Here is a 23,766-nt window from a genome sequence, read left to right as displayed (position 1 = left end):
CCGCGCCACCGACAAGTCCGGCAACGCGGCCGAGGAGAAGGCGGTCGACTTCACCGTCGTCGAGCCGCCGTCGCAGGACAGGACGCCGCCGGAGACCTCCGTGGTCGTGGCGGGCGACAAGAACTCGGACGGCGCGTTCATCACGAGCGCCGAGGTCACCCTCAGCGCGACCGACGACGACTCGGGCGTGGACAAGGCCGAGTACTCCCTCGACGGCGGACCGTACCTCGCGTACTCCTCCCCCGTCATCGTCGACCGCGTCGGCTACCACACCTTCGCCCACCGGGCGACGGACAAGGCGGGCAACACCTCGGAGGCCAAGCGGAGTTCGTTCACCGTCGCGCAGAGTGGCGGGGTTCCGGCGCCCAACTGCCCGGAGTTCGACGAACGGCTGACCGTCATCGTCGGCACGGTGGACACCGGTGTCCCCAACCGGCTCACCGGCAACCGCTGCACGATCAACGAGCTGATCGAGGACGAGAAGGACTGGTCCTCGCACGCCTTGTTCCTCAAGCACGTCGACAAGGTCCTGGACAAGCTGCTCGCCGACGGGGTCGTCGACGCCCGTGAGCACAAGAAGATCTACAAGGCGGCCAAGCAGTCCGGCATCGGCAAGCCGGGCCAGGACGAGGGCTACCGCAAGCTCTTCGACGGCACCGCCGCGTCCCTCGCCAAGTGGGAGCAGGTCGGCGGCGGACAGTTCGCGCTGAACGAGGAGGAGGGCTCGATCACCAGCTCCACCACGGTGGACGGCATGGGGATGCTGTGGTTCCCGTCGCGGCAGTACGGGGACTTCTCGCTGAAGCTCCAGTGGCGGGACGACGCCCCGGAGGGCGCCAACGCCAACGGCGGCGTGTTCGTCCGCTTCCCGAACGTCCACGACCACCCGGAGGAGCCCCGACCGGAGTGGGCCGCCATCAAGTACGGCCATGAGATCCAAGCCTATGACGGGCCCGGCGGAGACATGTACAAGACCGGTTCGGTCTACGGCTTCGACCGGGTCGGCCTCGGCGGCGCCGGGGTCACCCCCAAGGGCACCTGGAACGACTACGAGATCCGGGTGGTGGACCAGCACTACTCGGTCTACCGCAACGGTGTCCTGATCAATGAGTTCGACAACAACGGCGGCCAGGTCTTCGAACCACCGCGAGGTGACGACCCGGGCACCGACGGCCGGCGGTACGCCTCCGGTTACATCGGACTCCAGGTCCACAGCACCACCGACGTGATCTCCTACCGCGACGTTCGCATCCAGGAGTTGTAGGCGCGCGAGCCACACTCAGGCGGCCGTGGCCGCATGCTCCGGCATGCGGTCACGGCCGCCGGGGTGCCGGTGGCGCCACACCCAGAAGACCGTGCAGGAGACCAGCGACCAGGCTCCCAGCACCAGGAACGGGAAGGCCACCTGGTGGCCCTGGTAGTAGACCGCCGTGTGCTGGGCGTTGACGGAGGCCCCTGGCGGCAGCCAGCGCCCGATCTCGCCGAGCGCCGAGGGCAGCAGCGGCCAGGACACCGCTCCCCCGGACGACGGATTGCCCAGCAGCACCATGAGCCCCCAGGTGGGGAGCATCGCCCAGCGGCCCATGATGGTGTTGAACATGGTGAAGACCATGCCCGAGGTGAACATCGTGAACGCCAGGATCAGCCAGGACTCGACGAACGGCAGGTCCAGCGCGCCGATCAGCCAGTCCACCACGGCGGCGATCGAGAAGCCGCCCAGCAGGGAGTAGGCGACGGTGAAGACGATCCGCTCGAACGGATTGAGCGCCCTGGCGTGCACGCTGAGCTGGATGGCCCCGACGAAGCCGACGATGACGGCGGCCAGCGAGATGTAGAAGAGCGCCAGCCCGCGCGGATCGCCCTTCTGGAGCGGCTTGACGTCCGTGATCGTGACCGGGACCCCGGACTCCTTCGCGACCTTCGCCCCGGTCTCCGCGAGCAGCTGGGCGACCGTGGCCCCGGCGGCCCCGGCGATGTCCATGGCCACCCGCTGCCCCTCCGGCCGCAGGGTCACGAAGACCTTCTGCTCCTCCATGGCCTCGCGCGCCGCGGCCCGGGTGGCGTACGGGCGCAGTTGCAGGGAGGCGTCGAGGGCCTTCTCCATCCCTTCGATGAACACCTTGCCGCCCCTGCTCTGGACGTCGCCGACCACCGCGGAGGGGATATGACGCGGTGTCGGGTCGGCCATCGTGTAGGTGTACGAACCGGCGAAGAGACCGGCCGCGGCGGCGAGGATGAAGAGCAGCACGAAGGCGGGGACGTACGGGGACTGTTTGTACGACGCCCACTTCTCGGCCCGCGTCGGAGGCCTGCCGTGGGCCCCGTGCGGGGGGTGCTCATCGCCCTGCGGAGGATGCTCTTCGCCGCTCGGGGAGCCGCCCGGAGGGTGCTCCTCCGGCCCCTGCTCGGTGCTCATGCGTCGCCGTCGCCGCTGTCGTGCCGGGCGCGGCTGGGCTGCACCCGTTTCGGCTCGCCGGGCATCTTCGGGTACTCCGGCGGATACGGCAGGTCACCGAGCTCGTGCTCGTGTTCGTCGCGCCGCGCCAGCTCCAGCACCTGGTCGAGGCGGAAGGCGTGGTCGTCCATGTCGGCGTGCAGGTCGCCCACCTCGGCGTACCGGGCGGGCATGGTGCGGAGGTCGAAGTCGCGGGGTTCGGCGTCGTCGATCTCGTCCCAGCGCAGGGGCGCGGAGACCGGGGCGTGCGGGAAGGGGCGTACGGAGTAGGCGGAGGCGATGGTGCGGTCCCGGGCCGTCTGGTTGTAGTCGACGAAGATCCGCTCCCCCCGCTCCTCCTTCCACCAGGCGGTGGTCACCCGATCCGGCATCCTGCGCTCCAGCTCCCGTCCCACCGCGATGGCGGAGCGCCTGACCTGGGTGAACGTCCACTCCGGGACGAGGGGGACGAAGACGTGGATGCCGCGCCCGCCGGAGGTCTTGGGCCAGCCGCGCAGCCCGTGGTCGTCGAGGACCGCGCGCAGTTCGTGGGCGGCCCTGACCGCGTCGGCGTAGTCGGTTCCGGGCTGCGGGTCGAGGTCGATGCGCAGCTCGTCGGGGTGGTCGGTGTCGGCCCTGCGGACGGGCCAGGGGTGGAAGGTCAGGGTGCCGAGGTTGACCGCCCAGAGGACGGCGCCCAGTTCGGTGGGGCACATCTCGTCGGCGTGCCGGCCGCTGGGGAACTCGATCCGGGCGGTGGGGGTCCAGTCGGGGAGGTTCTTCGGCGCCCGCTTCTGGTAGAAGAACTCGCCCTCGACCCCGTCGACGAAGCGCTGGAGGGTGGTCGGCCGCTCGCGCAGGGCGCGGAGGATCCCGGGCCCCACGGCCTGGAAATAGTCGGCCACGTCCTTCTTGGTGTAGCCCTTCTCCGGGAAGTACACCTTGTCCGGGTTGGACAGCCGTACGGCTCGTCCGTCCACGTCCAGCTCCACCGCTGCTCCTGCTCCCATGTCGGACACCGTAGGCCGGGCCCACATATGCCGCATATCGGAGGACGTGCTCCGTGCGGTGGGTGAGAATCGGGGCCATGGACCTGCCGGTGATGCCTCCTGTGAAGCCGATGCTCGCCAAGTCCGTGTCCACGATTCCCCCCGGTATGCAGTACGAGGCGAAGTGGGACGGCTTCCGGGCGATCGTGCACCGGGACGGCGACGAGGTGGTGATCGGGAGCCGCACGGGGAAGCCCCTCACCCGCTACTTCCCCGAGGTGGTGACCGCCGTGCGGGAGAACCTGCCGCCGCGGTGCGTGATCGACGGTGAGATCGTCCTGCCGTACGAGGGGCGGCTCGACTTCGACCGGCTGAGCGAGCGCATCCATCCGGCCGACTCCCGGGTGCGGATGCTGGCCGGACAGATCCCGGCGAGTTTCGTCGCCTTCGACATCCTGGCCCTGGACGACACGTCCCTGCTCGCGGCGGCGCAGACCGAACGCCGGACGGTCCTGGAGGAGGCCCTGGCGGACGCCTCGCCGCCCGTCCATCTGGCCCCGTGCACCACGGACCCGGACCTCGCGCGGGAGTGGTTCGAGCGGTACGAGGGGGCGGGGCTCGACGGGGTGGTCGCCAAGCCGCTCGATCTGCCGTACCGGCCGGACGCGCGGGTCATGTACAAGATCAAGCACGAGCGGACGGCCGACTGCGTGGTGGCGGGCTACCGCTTCCACAAGAGCGGCCCGGTGGTCGGCTCGCTCCTTCTCGGCCTGTACGACGCCGGGGGCACGCTGCAGCACGTGGGGGTGTGCGCGGCCTTCTCGATGAAGCGGCGGGCCGAGCTCGTGGAGGAGCTGGAGCCGTCGCGCATCGACCCGGCGGAACACCCGTGGGCGGCCTGGGCGGAGGCAGCGGCGCACGAGGGCGCGCGGCTGCCGGGTGCGCCGAGCCGCTGGTCCGGCAAGAAGGACCTGTCCTGGGTGGCGCTCGCGCCGGAGCGGGTCTGCGAGGTGGCGTACGACCACATGGAGGGTGACCGGTTCCGCCACACCACGCAGTTCCGGCGGTGGCGGCCGGACCGCACCCCCGCCGGCTGCACCTACGCGCAGCTGGAGGAAGTGGTGCGGTACGACCTGTCCGAGGTGCTCGACGGCCGCTGATCCGTCAGGCGGTGGGGGTGGCGCAGGGTTCGCCGGCCGGGGTCTCCGCGGGGGTGGTGGGGTCGGCGTCCGCCGTGGGTGTGGGGCAGGGGGGTCCGGTGGTGGGGTCCGGGGTGGGTGTCGTGGTCGGATCCGTGGCGCCGGGGCCCGGGTCCGGTGTGGTGGTGGGGTCGGGCGTGGTCGTGGGGTCGGGCGAGCCGCTGTCCGTCGGATCGGGGCCGGGGGTCGGGTCCGTGGGGCTCGGGGACCCGCCGGGGTCCGGGCTGCCGGAGTCCGTCGGGGTGGGCTTCGGCGAGGCGGAGGGGGCCGGCGTGGCGCTGGGCTGCGGGCCTACGACGATGCCGCCGCCCTTGCCGGGGGCGCTCGGGCTGCCGGGGCCGCCGACCGGGGCCTTGGGCGCGTGGGGGCTTCCCGCGCCGGGGCTCCTCGGGATCACGCCCTTGCCGTCGGCGACGGGGTGGACGCCCTTGCGGTAGAACTCCAGCCAGGACAGGACCGTGCGCAGGTAGGTGTCCGAGTGGTTGTAGCTGAGGACCGCCCGGTCGAGGTCGGCCCGTACGGACAGGTCGCGGGCCCCGGCGCAGAGGTAGTGGCCGGCGGCGAGGGCCGAGTCACCGATGTTGCCGGGGTCGGCGCGGCCGTCGCCGTTGCCGTCCTTGCCCCAGTGCGCCCAGGTGGAGGGGATGAACTGCATCGGCCCGACGGCCCGGTCGTACCGGGTGTCGCCGTCGTAGACCCCGTTGTCGGTGTCCGGGATGTTGGCGAAGCCCGCTCCGTTCAGGACCGGTCCCAGGATCGGGGTGAGCGTGGTGCCGGCGGCGTCCACCCGGCCGCCCGACGCGTGGCCGGACTCCACCTTGCCGATGGCCGCCAGCAGCTGCCAGGGGAGGTGGCAGCCGGGGTCGGTCCGGCCGAGCGCTCGCTGTGCGTCGCGGTAGGCGGCGAGCACGGTGGCGGGGATGCCCGCCTCGGCCCAGGACTGCACCACGGCTGCCGGGGCGGGCTTCTTCCCGGTGGTGACGGGCGGCTCCGGTGACCGCAGGGGCGGCAGCTCGGTGTGGTAGCTGTCGTCGTTCGGCACCTCGGTCCAGACGACCTCGTCCGAAGCCACGTTCTTCATGTCGTCGGCGGGGGTGCCGCCCGTGAGCCCGGGGGCCTGGGACGCGGTGAGCGCGGCCATGGCGGCGACCGCGGTGGCCGTGCCGGTGAGTCCGCGGCGCATGGTTCCGTCGAACCTCATGTGTCTGCCTCTCCTGGGTCAGCGCGTGAACGTGTCGATGGCCGCGATCCGCCAGGTGTCGCCGCGGCGGACGGCGTCCACGGCGAACATGGCGGCCGCGTAGGTCGTCTCCTCCTCCTTGCCGGTCCGGGTGTTGCTCTGGTCGGCGAAGACCAGCAGCCTGGCCCGGTCGCCGTCGAGGAACTCGACACCGCTCTCGGTGACGGCCGTGGTGAGGACGAGCTTCTGCTTCGGGGCCTGGGCGCGGACCTCGGCGAGCATGTCCTTGTGCTGCTGGACCGCCTTGCCGGTCAGATGCTTCCGGGCGGCGAGGTCGGACTTCCCGGGCGAGGCGTAGTCGTACGAGAAGACCGCGCCGACGGCCTCCGTGATCTGCCCCTTCACCTCGCTGGTCCTGCCGATGTCGGTGAGCGCCGTGTTCTGCCGGCTCGGCTCGTCGCGCAGCGCGCCGGCGGAGGTGAACGACCAGGCGGCGAAGGCGCCGAGGAGCAGCGTCGCGGCACAGAGGACGGCGGGCAGCCGGATACGCAGGCGGGGCAGGCGTCTGCGCGGGGGATCGTCGTGGGCGGGCTCGCCCTCGGGCTCAGGCTCGGTCCCGGGCTCGGTCCCGGTACTGGCCTCGGTCTCGTCCCCGGCCTCGGTGAGCGGTTCGGGCGCCGGTCGCGGGGTCGCGATGGTGCGCGGCGGGGCTGCCGTCGCGGCGACGGTGGCGAGCCGGCGGCGGCGGTTGACGAGGTGACGGGTCGTCGACATGCGGTGGTCCTCTCGAAAGGGCGGGGCGGGGCGGGTCGCGGTCAGCCGGCGGTGTTGCCTACGGGTGCCTGGCCGAGGGCGCTGAGCTTCCATCCCCCGGAGGTGCGGGTGAGCTGCCCGAGCATCCGGCTCTCCTTGACCGCGGGTTCACCCTCGGGGGCGGTCACGGTGACCCGCAGCGCCACCATCACGCCCGCCTTGCCCGCCCGGTCGTCCAGCTCCGTCACCGCTCCGGACAGCACCTTGGCGGTGCTGACCGTCTTCGCGGCCTCGATCTGCTCGACGAACGCGTCGCGCCCGTCGACGAGTTGCTTGTGCAGATCACCGGTGGTCGAGTCCTCCCAGCTGTCCAGTCCCTGGTCGAGCCGGGCGTGGTCGAGCGTGTTCATGTTCTGCACGGCCTGCTCCCCCGCCGCCAGGGCGTCGTTGCGGGCCTGGGCGTAGGCCGCGGACGCGTCGTGCGCGGCGTCGTAGCGCGACCAGCCTCCCCAGCCCGCGGCGACGGCGGCCGCGACGGTCAGCGCGAGGGCTGCCGCCCGCAGCGGAGTGGTCGTCATGGATACCCGTGCCATCGTGCTCTCCCCTACCTGGAGGTGATGTCGACGATCCGCCACTGTCCGCCCCGCAGTTCCGCGGTCACGGACAGCTGCGCCGCCGCCGTGGTGGCGGCCTTCCCCTCGCGCTCGTAGATCTGGTCGAGGAAGACGAGGAGGTGGGCGCTGCTGCCGGTGAGCCGGGTGACCCCGGCGCGTACGACCTGGCTGGTGAGTGTCAGCTTCTGGTCGGCTGCCTGTTTCTCGACCTGGCCGAACAGGGCCGCGTACTGCTGGAGTGCCCGGCCCGCGAGCAGCTGTTTCGCCGCCTCCTTGGTGGCGGCGGTGGCCTGCGGGCTGTACGAGAAGACCTTGCCCAGCGCGCTGCTCACGTCGCCGGTGACCCGGCTGGTCGCGGCGGAGTCGGTCAGGGCGCGGTTGGAGGTGGCGGGGGTGTCGCGCAGCTGCCGCCCCTGGACGAACAGGGTGCCGCCCACGCCCAGCAGGGCGACGGCCAGCACCGCGGCGAGCGGGCGGACCCATCTCCGGCGTGCGGGGGCCGTGTCCGGGCCGCCGTCCGGCCCGGACTCCGGCACGGGGCCGAGGTCCGGCGGGCCGGTCACTGTCGCGGTGTCCTGGGTCATGAGCCGCTCCCGACCGGTAGCGCTTCGAGTGCCTTGATCTTCCAGCCGTTCCCGGTGCGGGTCAGGGTCACCTCGAAGCGTTTGCGCTCCGTGCCGCCCTTGCCGGTGCGGGGGGTGACCTCGATGTCGGCGGTCGCGATGAGCGCGGCCGTGCCGGCCCGGTCGTCGAGCGCGGTGAGCGCGGCGTCGGTGACCTTGCCGCGCGCGGTGGCGCCGGACTCGGTGAGCCGGCCCGCGTCCTTCTTGCGGGTGCTCTCCAGCCGGTCGTGCAGCGGTCCGGCCGAGGCGTCGAGCCAGGCATCGATCCCGGACTTCACGCTCGTGGCGTTCCTGCCGTCCATGCTGGTCAGCCGGGCGAGGTGCCGCTTGCCGTCGGCGAGCGCGGCGTCGCGGCTCTTCGCGTACGCCAGCGTGTCGTCGCCCCGGGCCTGGGCGTACGACCAGGTGCCGAGCGCGCAGACCAGGACCGCGGCGAGCAGGGCGGACCAGCCGAGCCCCGTCCTCGTACGGCTGCTCATGAGCCGCCTCCCAGACCGAGCAGGCCGGCCATGCCGTCGGCCGGCGGGGCTGTGGTGCCCGCGGTGGTGCCGGGGGCGTCCGGGAGGAGGCCCGGGCCCGGGGTGAACGGTTCGGGCACGGGGCCGCCCTTCGGGGCGTTGGCGCTGCCGCGGACGTTGATGCCGCTGCCGGGCGAAGAAGCGCAGCGGGCCTTGGTGTTGGCGGCGGGGGCGGCCGAGGTGTCGGTGCCCGGGCGGTAGGTGGTGGAGCCGTACCCGGCGGTGCAGGGCAGTGGTTCGAAGAAGGTGACCGACATGCCGAACCTGGCGCCGTCCGCGTCGACGGCGCTCGCCCCGGCGGCCGCGACCGCGGGGAGCTTCACCAGGAGTTCCTCCAGTCCGCGCTGGCGGGTGACGGCGACCTCGGAGGTGGTGAGGAGGTTGGCGACGACCACCCCGAAGGCGGGGTCGAGATCGCGCAGCAGTCCGCTGATCTGTTCGGTGGCGTCGGGTGCCGCGGCGATGAGCCGGCGCAGGTCGGTGTCGGATCCCTTGAGTTCGGCGGCGAGTTCCTCGGCGCCCGAGGCGAAGCCCTTGAGCGCTTCGCCCTGTTCGTTCTGGGTCCGTAGCACCGTCTCTCCGTCGGCCATCAGTTTCGTGGTGGTCGGCAGCGCCTCGTCGGCGGCCTCGATGAACTCACCGCCGGTGTCCAGCAGGACCTGGAGGTCGTCGCCACGCCCGCTGAACGCGGCGCCGAACTCGTCGACGACCGTGCGCAGCGCTTCCGTGTCGACCGAGGCCGTCAGGTCGTTGACGCTGGTGAGGACGTCGGTGACGGGTGCGGGGATCGTGGTGTCGGCCTGGTCGATGACCGAGCCGTTCTCCAGGAAGGGCCCGTCCGCGCGGGTGGGCCGCAGGTCGATGTACTGCTCGCCGACGGCGGAGAGGCTGGCGACGACGGCCTCCAGGCTGTCGGGGATCGGCGGTGCGTCGTTCTCGATGCGCAGTTCGGCCTCGACGCCGTCGTCGGTGAGCTCGATCGGGCCGACCCTGCCCACGGACACGCCCCGGTAGCTGACGTTGGAGTGGGTGAAGAGACCTCCGGTCTGCGGGAGTTGCACCGTGACGGTGTAGTAGTCGCGCAGCCCGACGTAGTGGCCGAGGTCGGCGTACCGCACCCCCAGGAAGCCGAGGACGAGTACGGCGACGACGAGGAAGGCGATGTTCTTGAGCCGGATGGCGGGAGTGATCATCAGCGGGTGCCCTCCGTTCCCGGTGGGGTGACCGAGGGGAGCGGCAGGGGCAGCGCCGCCCCCTGCTTCTTCTGCGTGCCGGACTCCGTGGGCGGGGTGAGCGCGGGGATGACCTGGGTGCCGGGCTGGGCGGTCACGTCCAGGTAGACGTTGAGGTAGTCGCCCTTCACCCCGCGGAGCACCTCGTCGGTGAACGGGTAGGTGACCAGCACCTGGAGGGAGTCGGGCAGGTCGTCGCCGGAGTCGGCGAGGGCGGTGAGCGTGGGTGCGATGGCCTTGAGGTCGGCGATCATGTCGGCCTTGCTCTTGTCGATCGTGTCGACGGCGACGGTGGAGAGCGTGTCGAGCGAGCGCAGCATGGTGAGGAGCGAGCCCCGCTGCTTCTCCAGGACCTTCATGCCGGGGGTGAGCCCGGTGAGGACCGTACCGACGTCCTGTTTACGGGTGGCGAGGGTGGCGGAGAGCCGGTTGACGCCGTCGAGGGCCGCGGTGATGTCCTCCTTGTGGTCGTCCAGGTTCGTGACGAGGGTGTCGACGCGCTTCAGCATCGAGCGGATCTGCGGTTCCTGGCCGGCGAGTGCCTTGTTGAGCTCGGTGGTGATGGTCTTGAGCTGGGCGACCCCGCCGCCGTTGAGGAGCATCGACAGGGCGCCGAAGACCTCTTCGGCCTCCGGGTTGCGGTTGGTGCGGGAGAGCGGGATCCGGTCGCCGTCCGCGAGGGCTCCCTCAGCGGTGCCGGTGCTCGGGGGCGAGAGCTGGACGAACTTCTCGCCGAGCAGGCTGGACTGTTCGAGGTGGGCGTAGGCGTTGGCGGGCAGGTCGACCTTGCCGTTGACCCGCATGGTGACTCTGGCGGTCCAGCTGCCGGGGGTGAGGGCGATCTTCGTGACCCGGCCGACGGCCACGTCGTTGACCTTGACGGACGACTGCGGGGCGAGGCTGAGGACATCGCCGAACTCGGCGGTGATCTCGTACGGGTGGTCCCCGAGGTCGGCACCGCCGGGGAGCGGCACCTGGTCGATGCCCCCGAACGACGGCAGGCCGACGGTCGTGGCGACGAGCACGAAGCCGACGCCGGCGGCGACCAGCGCGCCGAGGGCCGCGACCACCCGGGTGCCGGGTCTGGGCGGGGCGGGGCTCATGGGGTCGCCTCCTGCTTCTTCTCGTCCGGTCCGGCCTTCTTCGCGCCGGCTTTCTCCGGGGTGCCGTAGACGGTGCCGACGGCGGGCAGCGGCAGTACGGGCAGCGCCTTCCGCCGGGTGGCGTCCACCGGAGCCAGCCCTTGCGGTCCGGCGGCAGCGGCCCCGGGTTCGGTGAGGGGCCCGCCCATCGACAGCTCGTTGAGGTCGGTGCGCCCGTTGAGGGTGCGGTTCGCCGGGTCGTACGCGTTCAGCACGTTGCCCGCCGCGAGGGGCAGTGTGTCGAGGGATTCGGCGAGCGAGGCACGCTGGTCGACCAGGGTCTCGGTGAGCGGCAGCAGGAGGTCCACGTTCTCCTTGAGGGCGCCGCGGTTCCTCTGGATGAAGCCCTTGACCTGGCCGAGTGCCTTGCCCAGTTCCTTCAGGGCCGCGCCGAGGTTCTTCTTGTCGTCGGCGAGGAAGCCGGTGACGGTGTTCAGCTGCTGCTCGGCGGCCCGTACGTTGCCGTCGTTCTCCTTCAGCATCGTGGTGAAGGTCTGCAGGTAGGACAGCGTGTCGAAGAGGTTGCCGCTGCTCTTGTCGAGGGTCTTCGTCGCCTTGCCGAACTGTTCGACGGAGTCCCCGATGGCCTTCCCGTTCCCGTCGAGGTTCTTCGCCCCGGTGTCCAGGAGTGCGGAGAGCGCCCCGTCCGTGTTGGCACCGTCCGGGCCGAGGGCCGTGGAGAGCTCGGTGATCGACTCGTACAGCTGGTCGACCTCGATGGGGGTGGCGTTGTCCGCGGCCGGGAGTACGGCGCCGTCCTCCAGCCGCGCTCCCCCGGTGTAGGCGGGTGCGAGCTGTACGTACCGGTCGGCGACCAGGCTCGGGGCGACGACGACGGCGTGCGCCTTCTCGGGGACCTCGACGCCCTGGTCGAGCCTCAGGGTGACCCTGACCTCCTTGCCGTCCGGCTCCACGGACTCGACGGTGCCGACCTTCACCCCGAGGATCCGCAGGTCCGAGCCGGCGTACACACCGGTGGCCTGGTCGAAGTAGGCGGTGACGGTGGTCCTGCCCTGGTCGTCCAGCGCCATGACGCCCGAGGTGGCGGCGACCGCCACGACGGCGAGCCCGGCGCCGATCCCGATGACGCGTGTGCGTCTCATGTCAGCGCCCTCCCTGCTTCGGTGGCATGCAGTCGCCGTTGCCGGGGGGTGTGCCGGCGGGCAGGTAGCTCTTCGGGACGACACCGCAGACGTAGTTGTCGAACCAGCGGCCGTTGCCGAGGGTGTTGCCGACGAGACGGTTGTAGGAACCGGCCAGGGAGAGCACCTTGTCGAGGCTCTTGCGGTTCTTCACCAGCACCGAGGTGACCCGGCCCAGCGAGTCCAGGGTGGGCTTCAGCTGCTTGTCGTTGTCCGCGACGAGCCCGGTGAGCTGGGTCCCGAGGTTCCTGGTCCCGGTGAGCAGCAGGTGGATGGAGTCGCGGCGGGCCTGGATCTCGCCGAGGAGCAGGTTGCCGTCCTCCAGGAGGGTCTCGAAGCTGCTCTTCTTGTTCGCGAGCGTCCTGGTGAGCTGCTTGCTGCCCTTGAGCAGGGTGGCGAGCTGGGCGTCCCGCTCGGACACCGTCCTCGACAGCGCCGAGAGCCCGTTCGCGGCGCTGCGCACGTCGGGCGGTGAGTCCTTGAAGGTCTCGGAGATCGTCTCGAAGCTCCGGGCGAGCTGGTCGGTGTCGATCTCGTCGATCGTCTCGCCGAGCCCGTCGAACGCCTGGGTGACGTCGTACGGGGAGGTCGTGCGGCTCGCGGTGATCCGGGAGCCCGGGTCCTGAGGGGCGTCGCCCAGCGGGTCGACGGCGAGGTACTTGTCGCCCAGGAGGGTCTTGATGGCGATGCCGACGGTGGAGGAGTTGCCGATCCAGGCGTCCTTGACCTTGAAGTCCACCCTCACCTTCGCGCCGTCGAGCCGGACGCCGGTGACCTCGCCGACCTTCACCCCGGCGATCCGTACCTCGTCGCCCTCGTCGAGGCCGGCCGATTCGGTGAAGTCGGCGCTGTAGGTGGTGCCTCCGCCGATGAAGGGAAGCGCGTCGGCGCGGTAGGCGGCGAGGCCGACGAGCGCCAGGACGAGGAGTCCGACAATGCTGACGGCGACCGGGTTGCGTTCGCGTACGGGCTTGATTCTCATGCCTGGCACCTCGGCTGACCGATCGTGATGCCGGTGGGCGGGGCGCTGCCGTCCTCGGTGGTCACACCGCTGACCTTGGCCTCGCAGAGGTAGAGGTTGAGCCATGACCCGTACGACGTGAGGCGGGTGATGGCCTCCATCTTGGCCGGGGTCTTCTCCAGGAAGCTCTCGATCTTGGGGGAGTTCTTGTCCAGCCGGCCGGTGAGCCGTCCGAGCTGGGCGATGTCGTCCTTGAGCGGTTTGCGTCCGTCCTGGAGGAGGTCTGCGGTGACGGTGGTGAGCGCGCCCATCGCCGTGACCGCCTCCCCGAGCGGCTTGCGGTCACCGGCGAAGCCCGTGACGAGCTTCTGGAGGGTGACGACGAGGTCGTTGAAGCCCGCCTCCCGGTCGTTGACGGTCTTCAGGACCGTGTTGAGGTTCTTGATCACCTCTCCGATCACCTTGTCCTTGGCCGCGACGGTGCCGGTCAGCGATCCGACGTGGGAGAGGATGCTGTCGACGGTGCCGCCCTCGCCCTGGAGGACCTGGACGATCGATCCGGCGAGCTGGTTGACGTCCGGTGGCGACAGTCCTTCGAAGAGGGGCTGGAAGCCGTTGAAGAGCTGGGTGAGGTCCAGCGCGGGTGTGGTGCGGGAGAGCGGGATGGTCGCGCCCGGGGTGAAGCTCCGGCCGACGGGCCCGGCGCCCTGGTCGAGGTCGATGTAGCGCTGGCCGACCATGTTGAGGTACTTGATCGAGGCGGTCACCGAGGCGGGCAGCGCGCGGCCCCTGCGGACGGCGAAGCCGACCTCGGCCAGCCGCTTGTCGGCGACCTCGATGGACTCGACCTGGCCGACCTTGACGCCGGCGATCCGGACGCTGTCGCCGACGACGAGTCCGGTCGCGTCGGTGAACCTCGCCCTGTACGAGGTGGTGTCGCCGACGCCCGTGTTGGCGATGGACAGCCCGAGGACGGTGGTGGCCATGACGGTCACCACGACGAAGACGATCGACTTGACGAGGGGTCCCGCGAGGGAGCGGCGCTTCACTTGAGCTTCACCTCCGCACCGCGGAAGGCCGGACCGATGAGCACGCTGCTCCAGTCGGGCAGGGTCTGCGGCTGCACGTTCAGGGAGGGGGCGACCAGCTCGTTGACGAGCCGGCTCTCCTCGGGTGAGTTGGGCATGCCGAGTGCGGTGTCGGCGTCGGTCCCGGTCGCGGTGTCACCGGGGGCGCTGTCCACGGCGGAGGAGGCGGTCCGTGCGTCGGCGGTCGGCGCCGCCCTGCCGGTGTACGGCACCGAGTAACAGTGCGGGCCCCCGGTGGCGTCGTAGACCGGGGTGTCCTGGCCGGCCACGTACTTGCCCTTGGACTTCACGGGCCTGAGCGTGACGTGGAGGCCCGGCCGGTCGGTCCCCTTGCCGAGCGCCTTGTCCATGGCGGGCACGAAGCCCGCCATCGTGCGCAGGGTGCAGGGGAACATGTCGGAGTACTCGGCCAGGAGTTCCAGGGTCGGCCGGCCGGAGGCGGAGAGGCGGATGAGGTTGTCCTTGTTCTTGCGCAGGAAGGAGGTGACGTCCTGGGCGGAGGCGGTGGTCGATCCGTACAGATCGGCGAGCTCCGCCTGCTGTTCGGCGAGGGTGCCGCTGGTGGTGGTGAAGTCGGTGAGTGCGTCCAGGACGTCGGGGGCGGCGTCCGCGTAGAGCGTGCTGACCTTGACGAGTTCCTTGATGTCCGCGTTGAGCGTGGGGAGTTGGGGGTTGAACTCCTTGAGGTGGGCGTCGAGGGTGACCAGCGTGTCGCCGAGCTTGTCGCCCCGTCCTTCGAGCGCCTGGGACACCGCGTTGAGGGTGGCGGCGAGCTTCTCCGGCTTGACGGCGGTCAGCATCGGCAGGACGTTGTCGAGGACCTCCTCCAGCTCGATGGCGTTGGAGGAGCGGTCCTGCGGGATCACCGCACCGGCCTGGAGGGTCCGCGCGGACGGGACGGACGGGGGTACGAGGGCGACGAACCGCTCGCCGAAGAGGGTGGTGGGCAGCATCTGGGCGGTGACGTCGGCGGGGATCTGCCGGAGCCTGCCGGGCCGGATGGCGAGGGTCAGGCGCGCCCCGTCGCCGTCCGACTCGATGGCGCGGACCTCTCCGATCACGACGCCGCGGAGCTTGACCTCGGCGTTGTCGTGCATCTCGTTGCCGACGCTTCCGGTGCGTACGGTCACGGTGGCGTCGTCGGTGAAGTCCTTCTCGTACACGGACACCGACAGCCGTACGAGCAGGGCGGGCACCAGCACGAAGGCCACACCGGCGAGTCTGCGGCGCACCGTCTGCGCCGTGGAGGAATGCATCAGCCGGCCACCTTCACCGTTGTCGTCGCGCCCCAGATGGCGAGCGAGAGGAAGAAGTCGGTGACGCTGATCAGCACGATGGCGTTGCGCACCGACCGGCCCACGGCCACACCCACGCCGGCCGGCCCGCCGGTGGCGTGGAAGCCGTAGTAGCAGTGGGCGAGGATCACCAGCACGCTGAAGATCAGCACCTTGAGCACCGACAGGAGCACGTCGTCCGGGGAGAGGAAGAGGTTGAAGTAGTGGTCGTAGGTGCCCGCCGACTGCCCGTTGAACAGGACGGTGATGTAGCGGGACGCCAGGTAGGAGGAGAGCAGCCCGATCGCGTACAGCGGGATGATGGCGACGACGCCGGCGATGATCCGCGTGGTGACGAGGTAGGGCATGGAGCGCACGCCCATCGCTTCCAGGGCGTCGACCTCCTCGTTGATCCGCATCGCGCCGAGCTGGGCGGTGAATCCGGCGCCGACGGTCGCGGAGAGGGCGAGGCCGGCGACGAGCGGGGCGATCTCCCGGGTGTTGAAGTACGCGGAGATGAAACCGGTGAACGCGGAGGTGCCGATCTGGTCGAGGGCGGCGTACCCCTGGAGGCCGACGACGGAGCCGGTGGCGAGGGTCATCGCGATCATCACGCCGATGGTTCCGCCGATGACGCCGAGGCCGCCGCTGCCGAAGGCGACCTCGGCGAGCAGCCGCTGCACCTCCTTGAGGTAGCGGCGCAGGGTCCGCGGGATCCAGATCAGCGCCCGTACGTAGAAGGTGAGTTGCTCACCGGAGCGGTCGAGCCAGCCGAGCATCGACATCGGTCAGCCCCCCTTCGGGGGGACGATCTGGAGGTAGATCGTCGTGAGGACCATGTTCACCGCGAACAGGAGCATGAAGGTGATGACGACGGACTGGTTGACGGCGTCGCCGACGCCCTTGGGGCCGCCGCGCGGGTTGAGTCCCCGGTAGGCGGCGACGATGCCCGCGATGAAGCCGAAGATCAGCGCCTTGAGTTCACCGACGTACAGGTCGGGCAGCTGGGCCAGGGCGGAGAAGCTGGCGAGGTAGGCGCCCGGGGTGCCGTCCTGCATGATCACGTTGAAGAAGTAGCCGCCGAGCGTGCCGACCACGGAGACCAGCCCGTTGAGCAGGACGGCGACGGACATGGTGGCCAGCACGCGCGGGACGACGAGGCGCTGGATCGGCGAGACGCCCATAACCTCCATGGCGTCGAGCTCCTCGCGGATCTTGCGGGAGCCGAGGTCGGCGCAGATCGCGGAGCCCGCGGCGCCGGCGATCAGCAGGGCCACGATGAGCGGGCTGGCCTGCTGGATGACGGCGAGGACGCTGGCGCCGCCGGTGAAGGACTGGGCGCCGAGCTGTTCGGTGAGCGAGCCGACCTGGAGGGCGATGACCGCGCCGAACGGGATGGAGACGAGCGCGGCGGGCAGGATGGTGACGCTGGCGACGAACCAGAACTGCTCGATGAACTCCCGTACCTGGAAAGGGCGGCGGAAGACGGCCCGGGCGACGGCCAGGGCGAGGGCGAAGAGCTGTCCGGTCTGACGCAGCGGGGCGAGGAGCCGCGAGGGCGGTCTCTGCCCCGGCGCCTCCTCCCGCGCCTCTTCGGCGGCCGGCTCCGGCGGCCGTACGGGCAGTGGTGCCGTCATCGGCGCCCACCGTCCAAGGTCGGCGCGTAGCTGTTCATGATGGCCGTACGGGCGGCATCCGGCAGCTGGCCCATCATGGACAGGACCCGCTCCCGGCGGCGCAGGGCGCCCTGCCGCACGGGCAGCCCGGGTGAGGGCTCCAGCTGCGGTACGACGGTGCGGGGGCCGGCTGTGCGGTCGGAGCCGTTGGTCTGCTCGGCCGCGAGGGTGGCCGCGTCCTTCTCCTCGGACATGCCGATGGGGCCTTCACGGCGCCCGGCGAGGAACTGCGAGACGACGGGCGTGTCGCTGGTGAGCAGGACCTCTCGTGGGCCGAAGGTGACGAGGTTGCGGCAGAACAGCATCCCCATGTTGTCGGGGACGGTGGCCGCGATGTCGAGGTTATGGGTGACGATGAGCATCGTCGCGTCGATCTGGGCGTTGAGGTCGATCAGGAGCTGCGAGAGGTAGGCCGTACGGACCGGGTCGAGGCCGGAGTCCGGCTCGTCGCAGAGGATGATCTGCGGGTCCAGGACGAGGGCGCGGGCCAGGCCGGCGCGCTTGCGCATGCCGCCGGATATCTCACCGGGCAGCTTCTCCTCGGCGCCCAGCAGACCCACGATGTCGATCCGCTCCATGACGATGCGGCGGATCTCGGACTCCTTCTTGCGGGTGTGCTCACGCAAGGGGAAGGCGATGTTGTCGAAGAGCGACATCGAGCCGAAGAGGGCGCCGTCCTGGAACATCAGCCCGAAGAGCTTCCGGGTCTCCATGATTTCTCGCTCGGGGCTGTTGACCATGTCGACGCCGTTGATGAGGACACGGCCCTTTTCCGGCTTCAGCAGTCCGATGATGGATTTCAGGAAGACGGTCTTTCCTGTACCGGAAGGACCGAGCATCACACTCACCTCACCGGCCGGCAGCGTGAGGCTGACGTCCTGCCAGATGTTCTGTTTACCGAAGGACTTCGTCAGGCCCTCGACGACTACTTCGATTCCCATCGGCCCTCCTTCGCAGGGGTGGTGAACGACGTCATCTGTCTGCGCTCCGGCTCCGGTGAATGCAAGGGGCGGCTCGTCACACATGCACCAGGAGGCGCACGTTATGTCCGTCGAATCCGCCAGGACAAGCCGTTGAGCAGCGGAAATCGCCGGGCATCGATCTTCGGACGGATCACTTGTCACCGAATGACAAACCCGGTCGACGGCCTTGTCGGATTCTGCGCAAGCTGTCCAGGTGCACCGGGGTCCCGCGGCCCCGGGGGGCCGGGGCCACGAGATCCCGGCGGTGGGAGGCCCCGCGCCGGTGGAGGGTTCCGGTGCCGGGAACTCCCGGAGGAATCCCGGGCCGAGGGGGGCGCGACCGGGACTCCACGTACGTCGAACGAGCAGGTACGGATGCGTTTCCGAGCTGCTCAAGCGGGACGCTACGGGCCGGTAACCTGAGTCCGCAATAGCACTTCACGAACTTTCTCCTAGGTAATTGCGCGGCGCCGTTTTCTTATGTCCCGATGAGTAATCGGCGCGCGAAACCTATCGAAAAGTGAGGGCCGGCGAGCCGCGACGGCGGGCGCCCGGAAGCCGGTCCTGACACACCGAAGCCCGCCCCGACCAGGGTTCCTTCGGTCGGGGCGGGCTCATGGGCGGCCGAGGGCCGGGGGCGCACGAAGTGACAAGAAGCCGGATGCGGCTCCCGTGGCCCTCTCGCCGGCTACTTCACCGCGGAGTGCCAGCTCGCGGCCAGCTCCTTGCCCGCGTTGGGCACCGACACACCCGGAGCCGTGAGACCGGCCGTGTAGGTCTTGGCGTCGTTCAGGACGAGGTTGTTCGAGCCGGCCGCGGCGGGCAGGCCGACCTTGAGGTCGATGGCCCAGCTGAGAAGACCGCCGAGACCGCAGCCACTGGCCTTCGGTACGGAGAACTGGCTGTCGCCCTGGGCGGCCCCGGACAGGGCGATCCGGATCAGCGACCCCTCGTCCGGGTTCGCGGATCCGTCCCCGTTGAATCGGGAGGCGGCCATGGTCGGGGCACTGAGGTTCCCGGGACGCAGAAGCACCGGGTTGCTGCTGCTGCCTATGTAGCAGTTGGATCCGAGCAGCGGGTTCTCCAGGCGGATCTTGACGGGCAGTTTGACGATGGGCCCGGAGGAGATCCCGGCGACCAGGCTGAAGTCGGTCGGCGTACCGGCGGACTCCACCGTGGCGGTCACCTTGTTCAGGGTGGCGTCGGTGATCTGCCCGCAGACGGCCGAGACGACGGGGACATTGCTGGGGCACATGATGCCGAGGAGACCGCCGGGGATGGTGGTCTTCCCGCTGATGATGGATCCGGCCGCCGGGGGGACGACCGTGTAGGTCCCCTCGGCCGGGTGCTGGATGACGCCGAACTGCAGGTTCGTGGACCCGGTGGTCGCCGTGGTGTTGCCCAGCTTGATCGTCCCGTTGGGCGAGGTGGACGTCACGCACAGCGGGACGTCGGTGTCGCCGTCCGTCGCGAGCATGGCGGGGGCGTCCACCGGACAGCGGTCGAACGGGGCCCAGGAGCCGTTCAGCTGGGTGGCCGCCGTGGCGGCCCCGGCCGGGGTGGCGGTCAGGGGCATGACCAGCGCGGCGACGGCGCCGCCGGCCTTGATCCAGGTCGTGGAGACGGGTCTCATGGTTCCCTCGATTCGTGAGCGGGACGGGAGATGTCGCAGTGCGCGATGTGGATGTCGGTACGGCTGCGTGGGCTCAGCGAGCCGCTTCGGGCACGTCTCTCGGCGTGAAGTCGGGCATGCAGAAGGTGGGATCCGCGCCGTTCGCCGGCGCGCAGGGCGCTCCCTGCACCTGTTTGACGTAACCGGGCACCCCGGACAGGGACGCGGTGAAGAGGTTGTCCAGGTCCTCGTCGGCACCGCACCCGCTGAAGGGGGGCAGCGTCACCGACCCGGTCAGCTCACCGCCGGTCGCCAGGGTGTACCCCACCTGGACTCCGTCCTTCAGCGTCATGTGCCCCTCCAGCTTCAGGGTGAAGGGTTTGCTGGTGCGGCAGTTGTCACCCACGTCCAGGGGCACGCCGTCGACCTCGACGTCACGGAGCCGGAGCATCAGCTCGAGCGTCACGGCCGTCACGCCTTTGGTCGAGCCCTCGGCGAGGTTGATCGCCAGGTCGGACTTGATGTTCGGGACTCGCGTCCCGTCAGGGTTGGTCCCCGGGGGGATCTGCGTCATCTCGAGGGTTGCGGTGGTCGGCATGAATCCGAACGTCAGAAACGTGCCGGAGGCGGGAGGGAGCTGCGTCTTCCCCTCGAAGTCGAGGTCCACCGCGGAGTCCTGGTAGATGTGCAGGAACGCCCCGTCGGGTACGACCCTGCTCTCGCCCTGCGTGATCCGCGCGCAGGCCAGCGGGAATCTGGTCGCGCCGTCGAGTTTCGCCACGTTGGCGTAGCCGGTGACGAAGGCGACCATGCTCAGATCGTCGCTCGGGTCACCCAAGCACGGAGGCGCGTCTGCCGCGGCAGGCTGCTGCGCCGGGGTTCCGACCTCCGGAAGACCGTCCTCCTCGCCCGCTTCCCGCTCCTCGGGCCAGGATCCGGTCGGGGTGGGCTCCGCCCCCGTCTCCTCTCCGTCACCGCCCACGGGCACCGTTGCCAGCGTCGCTTCCTGCCCGGTGTCCAGCGCACAGCCCAGGGTGAGGGCCGGTGAGTCGGCCGGTGTCCCGTCGGCCTTCGTGAGGGCGAGTTCCACGGAGAGGGCACCCGCCCCGAACACCAGGTCGCCCGGCGCCGCGGGCTTCACGAAGGGAACGCCCCCGGCCGTGCTCAGCGTCAGGTCGCCCGACCCGGGGACCGGCACCGGCTCGGCGGTCGTCCCGATCCACTCCGTCCGGGCGTGCTGGTCCCCCTGGACCACATCGACCGACAGCTTCGCCTCCGCCGTCACGGTCGCCGCCCCGGCGGCGGCGAGTCCGGCCGATGCCTCCTCGGGCAGTGTCAGATCCAGCCCCACGTCCTCGGGCTGGATCACCTGCTCGGCCCGGCCCGATTCCGGGACGGTCGCGGAGATCGTGGCCTTCACCGGCTGCCCGGCTTCGGGGAAGTCGCACGTGTAGGCCAGTTCCGCATCGATCTCCTGCACACCGGACGCGGCCTGCGCGCCCGGGATCATCCCTCCCAGCAGCACCGCGGCGGCCACCGCGGCACCCCGCGCCGTGCGCCGCCGTGCGCCTGTCATACGACTGCCCCTCACTGGACATGTCCCCCTTCTGACGGACCCGACGCGCACCGCGCGGCGGGTGGACCCGCATCCGCCGTCGTCGCGAGCTCCCCGGGAGACCTGCGCACGGCCGGCTCCTCCGTTCCCGGTGACGGGCCGGCGGGCACGGGGCCGCACGGCGGGTGATCCCGCCGTGCGGCCCCTGCTCACTCCTGAGTGGCTCGTGGCCGGATCAGGGGGTGTAGACGATGGTCGGCTTGGTGCTGCCGCCGACCGGCGTGACCGCGTTGTAGTTGGCGGTGTAGGTCGGGTTGTTGCCCACGGCGGCGATGCCGGCGCAGCCCGCGGTGACGGTGGCGACCGTCAGCTTGTAGGTCGCGTTGTTGCTGACCGCCAGCACACCGGTGGAGTTGGTGTACGTGGCGGCGACGTTGCCCGTCACGGTGAAGGTGCAGGTGAGGACCTTCAGCGTGGCCTTGACACCGCTGATGTACCCGCTGGTGACACCGGCGCTGTAGGTGTTGGCGTTCAGCTTCCACGGGGTGGACGTGTCGGCGGTCGGGGTCACCGGGCCGAACGGGCTGGTGCAGCTGGACCAGGTCAGCGGGGCGATGGTGCCGACCTGCACGTTGGTGGTACCCGAAGCGCTCGCCAGGTTGCCCTGCGCCGCGGACGACGTACACGTCATCGGGATGCCGTTGAGGGTGAGGGTGACGGTGCCGGAGCCGGCCGAGAACGCCTCCGGCGAGCTGGGGCCGACGGTCCAGGTCGGAGCGGCGACGCCGGCGGTGGCGGTGGTGGCTCCGAGGGTGACGGCGGCCGCGGCTGCACCGGCCGCGATCGCGATCTTTCTGAGGGAGTTGCGCACAGTGAGTTCCTCCGATTCGGCAGTGCGGGTGCACTGTTGCGGGGAAGGCACCCCAATTCCTGCAAAGGCGCAGGGAGTGCCGCGATGAATCGTGTTGCGTGGGGGCCGTGCTGCGCTTTCAGCCACATACGTGCTGTGACAGGGCGTGACGTTACTTGCGGGAAACTTGGAGCACAATCCCGCCGGTCAAGATTGGTCGGGCAAGTTTTTTTCCTCGTCAACAGGTCACTAATTCGCTTGGCGCACTTGTCACTTCGTGCGCAATAACCCGGCGGAATACCGCGCCGCCACCGGTCCCCGTCCGGGGCGCCCCGGAGGCCCGTACCTTCCGGACAGGACCGGAGGACGCCGGGAAGGGGCCGGGAACGGCACTCGGACCAGCCCGGCGCGGCGGGCGCGGCACCCCCGTGCCGGCACCCTCGGTGCGCCGACGGCCGAAAACATTGTCCGGAAGTGAGCATGTACGGCCCCACCTGCACCGGAGCCCCACAACCGGGGCCTGTTGTGTGGCCCTTGCACATCAGCCTTGTCCAAGTGGTGTGCACCCCGCCCGACTTGGTCTATCTTCGGCGCCGATGTTGGTATACACCTGTCGGTCCGTGGGAGCGCTTTCCCCCACCTGCTCCACCCACGCAGGGCCCAGGAAAGCAAGGGGACGGTCATGCCGAGACTTATCCAGCCGCTGGACACCGGAGACCCGCTGGGGCCCCTCCCCCAGGAGTTCGCCGCGATCATGCGGCCAGAACTGCCGAGCCTGATCAAAGAGATAGGCATGGAAGTGACCCGCGCCTATCCGGAATACGCGCGGCTTCTCAACGGCCCCAATGGCACGTCCATCCGGATGGGTGTCGAACAGAGCCTTTCCTCCTTCGTGGACCTGGTCGCCGAACCCTCGTCCCCCACGGTTCTGCGCGACGACATGTGCCGGAGATTCGGCAGGTTCGAGGCGTACGAGGGACGCACCATGGACGCGCTCCAGGGCGCGTACCGGCTGGGGGCGCGGGTCGCGCTGCGGCGGGCGAAGAAGGTGGGCCGGAGCTATCACTTCTCGCCTGCGCTGATGCTCAGCTTCGCCGACGCGCTGTTCGCATACGTGGACGAGCTGGAGTCGCTGTCCCGCGAGGGCTATCTGGAGGTGCAGGCCCAGTCCGACCAGCAGGGCGAGGCGGTGCGCCGGCGGCTGCTGCACCTGATCCTCACGGGCAGACCCGTACCCCGCAGCGCCATCGCCGAGCTGTGCGAGCAGACCGGATGGACGCTGCCCGAGCAGGTCACCCTCGTCGCGGTGCGCGCCCCGTCCGGGCTCGACCGGATCAGCGCCGACCACGACGTCCTGATCGACCCGGGCGACCCGCAGCCCCATCTCCTGATCCCCGGGCCGATGGACGACGCGCGTAGAGAGATGCTCGACCGGACGATTCCGGGCGGGGGCGCGGCGATCGGGCTGACCGTGCCGACGGCGCTCGCCGCCGACTCGATCCGCTGGGCCCGGCGCGTCCTCGAACTGGTCGACGCGGGGGTCATCGACGACGCGCCCGTCATCCTCTGCGAGGACCACCTCATCACCCTGTGGCTCCTCTCCGACACCGCCCTCCTCGACCAGCTCGCCGAGCGCGAACTGGCCGCCGTGTCCGGCATCAGCACCACACGGCGCGAGCGCCTCATCGAGACACTGCGGATCTGGCTCGACACCCGCGGCACCGCGGCCCAGATGGGCGAGCTGCTGGATGTGCATCCGCAGACGGTCCGCTACCGGATGCGCAGCCTGGAGGCCATCTTCGGCGACCAGCTCACCGACCCCGAGAGCCGCTTCTCGACCGAGGCGGTACTGCGCGCCCTGCAGTTACGGTCACGCGGCGGGCAGTCACTGAACTGACCTGACCCTTCATCACATACGTGGCGCAAAGTCAACTTACCTTCAGGTAAAGCGAAATAGACGGT

At 70.3% G+C, this 23,766-nt stretch carries 22 protein-coding genes; 3 read left to right on the top strand and 19 right to left on the bottom strand.

Features of this window, described 5'->3' with window-relative positions; genetic code table 11:
- Positions 1 to 1,264: 3-keto-disaccharide hydrolase (locus JKV81_RS08260; protein ID WP_202075279.1), on the top strand; the 1,264-nt coding region annotated here is incomplete at its 5' end.
- A gap of 15 nt (positions 1,265 to 1,279) precedes the next feature.
- Here the strand turns inward: JKV81_RS08260 and JKV81_RS08255 are convergent.
- A complete protein-coding gene (locus JKV81_RS08255; protein ID WP_236055758.1) occupies positions 1,280 to 2,416 on the bottom strand; it encodes an ABC-2 transporter permease in 1,137 nt (378 codons plus the stop codon).
- Positions 2,413 to 3,426, bottom strand: a complete 1,014-nt coding sequence (gene ligD, locus JKV81_RS08250; RefSeq protein WP_124276127.1) for a non-homologous end-joining DNA ligase — start codon at positions 3,424 to 3,426, stop codon at positions 2,413 to 2,415. Before ligD ends, JKV81_RS08255 begins: the two co-directional genes overlap by 4 nt.
- A gap of 95 nt (positions 3,427 to 3,521) precedes the next feature.
- Between ligD and JKV81_RS08245 the strand changes: the two genes are divergently transcribed.
- Complete coding sequence (locus JKV81_RS08245; RefSeq protein ID WP_129266759.1) at positions 3,522 to 4,583, top strand: ATP-dependent DNA ligase; 1,062 nt, start codon at positions 3,522 to 3,524, stop codon at positions 4,581 to 4,583.
- A 4-nt stretch (positions 4,584 to 4,587) separates the two neighbouring features.
- Here JKV81_RS08245 and JKV81_RS08240 read toward each other — a convergent pair whose 3' ends face one another.
- From JKV81_RS08240 to JKV81_RS08160, 17 genes are all read right to left on the bottom strand, one after another.
- On the bottom strand, positions 4,588 to 5,823 hold the full coding sequence (locus JKV81_RS08240) for a lytic transglycosylase domain-containing protein (RefSeq protein WP_202075278.1): 1,236 nt from the start codon (positions 5,821 to 5,823) through the stop codon (positions 4,588 to 4,590).
- An 18-nt stretch (positions 5,824 to 5,841) separates the two neighbouring features.
- Positions 5,842 to 6,576 (bottom strand): hypothetical protein, encoded by a 735-nt coding sequence (locus JKV81_RS08235; protein ID WP_202075277.1) that lies wholly within the window; start codon positions 6,574 to 6,576, stop codon positions 5,842 to 5,844.
- A gap of 41 nt (positions 6,577 to 6,617) precedes the next feature.
- Positions 6,618 to 7,148 carry an Rv1363c family protein gene (locus JKV81_RS08230; protein WP_236055754.1) on the bottom strand — a complete coding sequence of 177 codons (531 nt, stop codon included), beginning with the start codon at positions 7,146 to 7,148 and terminating at the stop codon, positions 6,618 to 6,620.
- Positions 7,149 to 7,159: 11 nt separating this feature from the next.
- On the bottom strand, positions 7,160 to 7,753 hold the full coding sequence (locus tag JKV81_RS08225; protein ID WP_236055751.1) for a hypothetical protein: 594 nt from the start codon (positions 7,751 to 7,753) through the stop codon (positions 7,160 to 7,162).
- Complete coding sequence (locus tag JKV81_RS08220) at positions 7,750 to 8,271, bottom strand: Rv1363c family protein (protein WP_129266763.1); 522 nt, start codon at positions 8,269 to 8,271, stop codon at positions 7,750 to 7,752. The genes JKV81_RS08225 and JKV81_RS08220 overlap by 4 nt, the downstream gene beginning before the upstream one ends.
- Positions 8,268 to 9,503, bottom strand: coding sequence for an MCE family protein (locus JKV81_RS08215; RefSeq protein WP_202075276.1), 1,236 nt, complete (start codon positions 9,501 to 9,503; stop codon positions 8,268 to 8,270). The genes JKV81_RS08220 and JKV81_RS08215 overlap by 4 nt, the downstream gene beginning before the upstream one ends.
- Positions 9,503 to 10,645 (bottom strand): MCE family protein, encoded by a 1,143-nt coding sequence (locus JKV81_RS08210; RefSeq protein ID WP_202075275.1) that lies wholly within the window; start codon positions 10,643 to 10,645, stop codon positions 9,503 to 9,505. The genes JKV81_RS08215 and JKV81_RS08210 overlap by 1 nt, the downstream gene beginning before the upstream one ends.
- The gene (locus tag JKV81_RS08205) at positions 10,642 to 11,787 is read right to left on the bottom strand and encodes an MCE family protein (RefSeq protein WP_202075274.1); all 1,146 of its coding nucleotides are present in this window, start codon (positions 11,785 to 11,787) and stop codon (positions 10,642 to 10,644) included. Before JKV81_RS08205 ends, JKV81_RS08210 begins: the two co-directional genes overlap by 4 nt.
- 1 nt (position 11,788) lies before the next feature.
- Positions 11,789 to 12,808 carry an MCE family protein gene (locus JKV81_RS08200; protein WP_129266767.1) on the bottom strand — a complete coding sequence of 340 codons (1,020 nt, stop codon included), beginning with the start codon at positions 12,806 to 12,808 and terminating at the stop codon, positions 11,789 to 11,791.
- Positions 12,805 to 13,836 (bottom strand): MCE family protein, encoded by a 1,032-nt coding sequence (locus JKV81_RS08195; RefSeq protein WP_129266768.1) that lies wholly within the window; start codon positions 13,834 to 13,836, stop codon positions 12,805 to 12,807. Before JKV81_RS08195 ends, JKV81_RS08200 begins: the two co-directional genes overlap by 4 nt.
- Positions 13,833 to 15,131: an MCE family protein gene (locus tag JKV81_RS08190; RefSeq protein WP_129266769.1), complete on the bottom strand. Its 1,299-nt coding sequence runs from the start codon at positions 15,129 to 15,131 to the stop codon at positions 13,833 to 13,835. The genes JKV81_RS08195 and JKV81_RS08190 overlap by 4 nt, the downstream gene beginning before the upstream one ends.
- A complete protein-coding gene (locus JKV81_RS08185) occupies positions 15,131 to 15,934 on the bottom strand; it encodes an MlaE family ABC transporter permease (protein WP_031094766.1) in 804 nt (267 codons plus the stop codon). Before JKV81_RS08185 ends, JKV81_RS08190 begins: the two co-directional genes overlap by 1 nt.
- 3 nt (positions 15,935 to 15,937) lie before the next feature.
- Positions 15,938 to 16,786 carry an MlaE family ABC transporter permease gene (locus tag JKV81_RS08180; RefSeq protein WP_202075273.1) on the bottom strand — a complete coding sequence of 283 codons (849 nt, stop codon included), beginning with the start codon at positions 16,784 to 16,786 and terminating at the stop codon, positions 15,938 to 15,940.
- The gene (locus JKV81_RS08175; protein WP_202075272.1) at positions 16,783 to 17,766 is read right to left on the bottom strand and encodes an ABC transporter ATP-binding protein; all 984 of its coding nucleotides are present in this window, start codon (positions 17,764 to 17,766) and stop codon (positions 16,783 to 16,785) included. The genes JKV81_RS08180 and JKV81_RS08175 overlap by 4 nt, the downstream gene beginning before the upstream one ends.
- A 709-nt stretch (positions 17,767 to 18,475) precedes the next feature.
- Entirely contained in the window at positions 18,476 to 19,420 is a 945-nt protein-coding gene (locus tag JKV81_RS08170; protein WP_202075271.1) for a hypothetical protein, read from the bottom strand.
- 73 nt (positions 19,421 to 19,493) lie between these two features.
- Positions 19,494 to 20,975, bottom strand: a complete 1,482-nt coding sequence (locus JKV81_RS08165) for a DUF6801 domain-containing protein (RefSeq protein ID WP_236055748.1) — start codon at positions 20,973 to 20,975, stop codon at positions 19,494 to 19,496.
- A gap of 214 nt (positions 20,976 to 21,189) precedes the next feature.
- Complete coding sequence (locus JKV81_RS08160) at positions 21,190 to 21,825, bottom strand: hypothetical protein (protein WP_099177502.1); 636 nt, start codon at positions 21,823 to 21,825, stop codon at positions 21,190 to 21,192.
- Positions 21,826 to 22,486: 661 nt separating this feature from the next.
- Here JKV81_RS08160 and JKV81_RS08155 point away from each other — a divergent pair.
- Entirely contained in the window at positions 22,487 to 23,701 is a 1,215-nt protein-coding gene (locus JKV81_RS08155) for a PucR family transcriptional regulator (protein ID WP_129266774.1), read from the top strand.
- The last annotated feature ends 65 nt before the right edge of the window (positions 23,702 to 23,766 follow it).

It is taken from the genome of Streptomyces silvae (assembly GCF_016745505.1).
Taxonomy (GTDB): Bacteria; Actinomycetota; Actinomycetes; order Streptomycetales; family Streptomycetaceae; genus Streptomyces; species Streptomyces silvae.
The sequence above is the reverse complement of the archived record's forward strand: the minus strand, read 5'-3'. Positions and strand labels throughout refer to the sequence as shown.

Bases quoted from the DNA above. Each gene is read 5' to 3' on its own strand.
- JKV81_RS08200 (WP_129266767.1), bottom strand. From the start codon at position 12,808: ATGAGAATCAAGCCCGTACGCGAACGCAACCCGGTCGCCGTCAGCATT.
- JKV81_RS08245 (WP_129266759.1), top strand. From the start codon at position 3,522: ATGGACCTGCCGGTGATGCCTCCTGTGAAGCCGATGCTCGCCAAGTCC.
- JKV81_RS08240 (WP_202075278.1), bottom strand. From the start codon at position 5,823: ATGAGGTTCGACGGAACCATGCGCCGCGGACTCACCGGCACGGCCACC.
- JKV81_RS08175 (WP_202075272.1), bottom strand. From the start codon at position 17,766: ATGGGAATCGAAGTAGTCGTCGAGGGCCTGACGAAGTCCTTCGGTAAA.
- JKV81_RS08210 (WP_202075275.1), bottom strand. From the start codon at position 10,645: ATGAGCCCCGCCCCGCCCAGACCCGGCACCCGGGTGGTCGCGGCCCTC.
- JKV81_RS08185 (WP_031094766.1), bottom strand. From the start codon at position 15,934: ATGTCGATGCTCGGCTGGCTCGACCGCTCCGGTGAGCAACTCACCTTC.
- JKV81_RS08155 (WP_129266774.1), top strand. From the start codon at position 22,487: ATGCCGAGACTTATCCAGCCGCTGGACACCGGAGACCCGCTGGGGCCC.
- JKV81_RS08255 (WP_236055758.1), bottom strand. From the start codon at position 2,416: ATGAGCACCGAGCAGGGGCCGGAGGAGCACCCTCCGGGCGGCTCCCCG.
- JKV81_RS08170 (WP_202075271.1), bottom strand. From the start codon at position 19,420: ATGAGACCCGTCTCCACGACCTGGATCAAGGCCGGCGGCGCCGTCGCC.
- JKV81_RS08180 (WP_202075273.1), bottom strand. From the start codon at position 16,786: ATGACGGCACCACTGCCCGTACGGCCGCCGGAGCCGGCCGCCGAAGAG.
- JKV81_RS08230 (WP_236055754.1), bottom strand. From the start codon at position 7,148: ATGGCACGGGTATCCATGACGACCACTCCGCTGCGGGCGGCAGCCCTC.
- JKV81_RS08205 (WP_202075274.1), bottom strand. From the start codon at position 11,787: ATGAGACGCACACGCGTCATCGGGATCGGCGCCGGGCTCGCCGTCGTG.
- JKV81_RS08220 (WP_129266763.1), bottom strand. From the start codon at position 8,271: ATGAGCAGCCGTACGAGGACGGGGCTCGGCTGGTCCGCCCTGCTCGCC.
- JKV81_RS08165 (WP_236055748.1), bottom strand. From the start codon at position 20,975: ATGACAGGCGCACGGCGGCGCACGGCGCGGGGTGCCGCGGTGGCCGCC.
- JKV81_RS08225 (WP_236055751.1), bottom strand. From the start codon at position 7,753: ATGACCCAGGACACCGCGACAGTGACCGGCCCGCCGGACCTCGGCCCC.
- JKV81_RS08235 (WP_202075277.1), bottom strand. From the start codon at position 6,576: ATGTCGACGACCCGTCACCTCGTCAACCGCCGCCGCCGGCTCGCCACC.
- JKV81_RS08190 (WP_129266769.1), bottom strand. From the start codon at position 15,131: ATGCATTCCTCCACGGCGCAGACGGTGCGCCGCAGACTCGCCGGTGTG.
- JKV81_RS08215 (WP_202075276.1), bottom strand. From the start codon at position 9,503: ATGATCACTCCCGCCATCCGGCTCAAGAACATCGCCTTCCTCGTCGTC.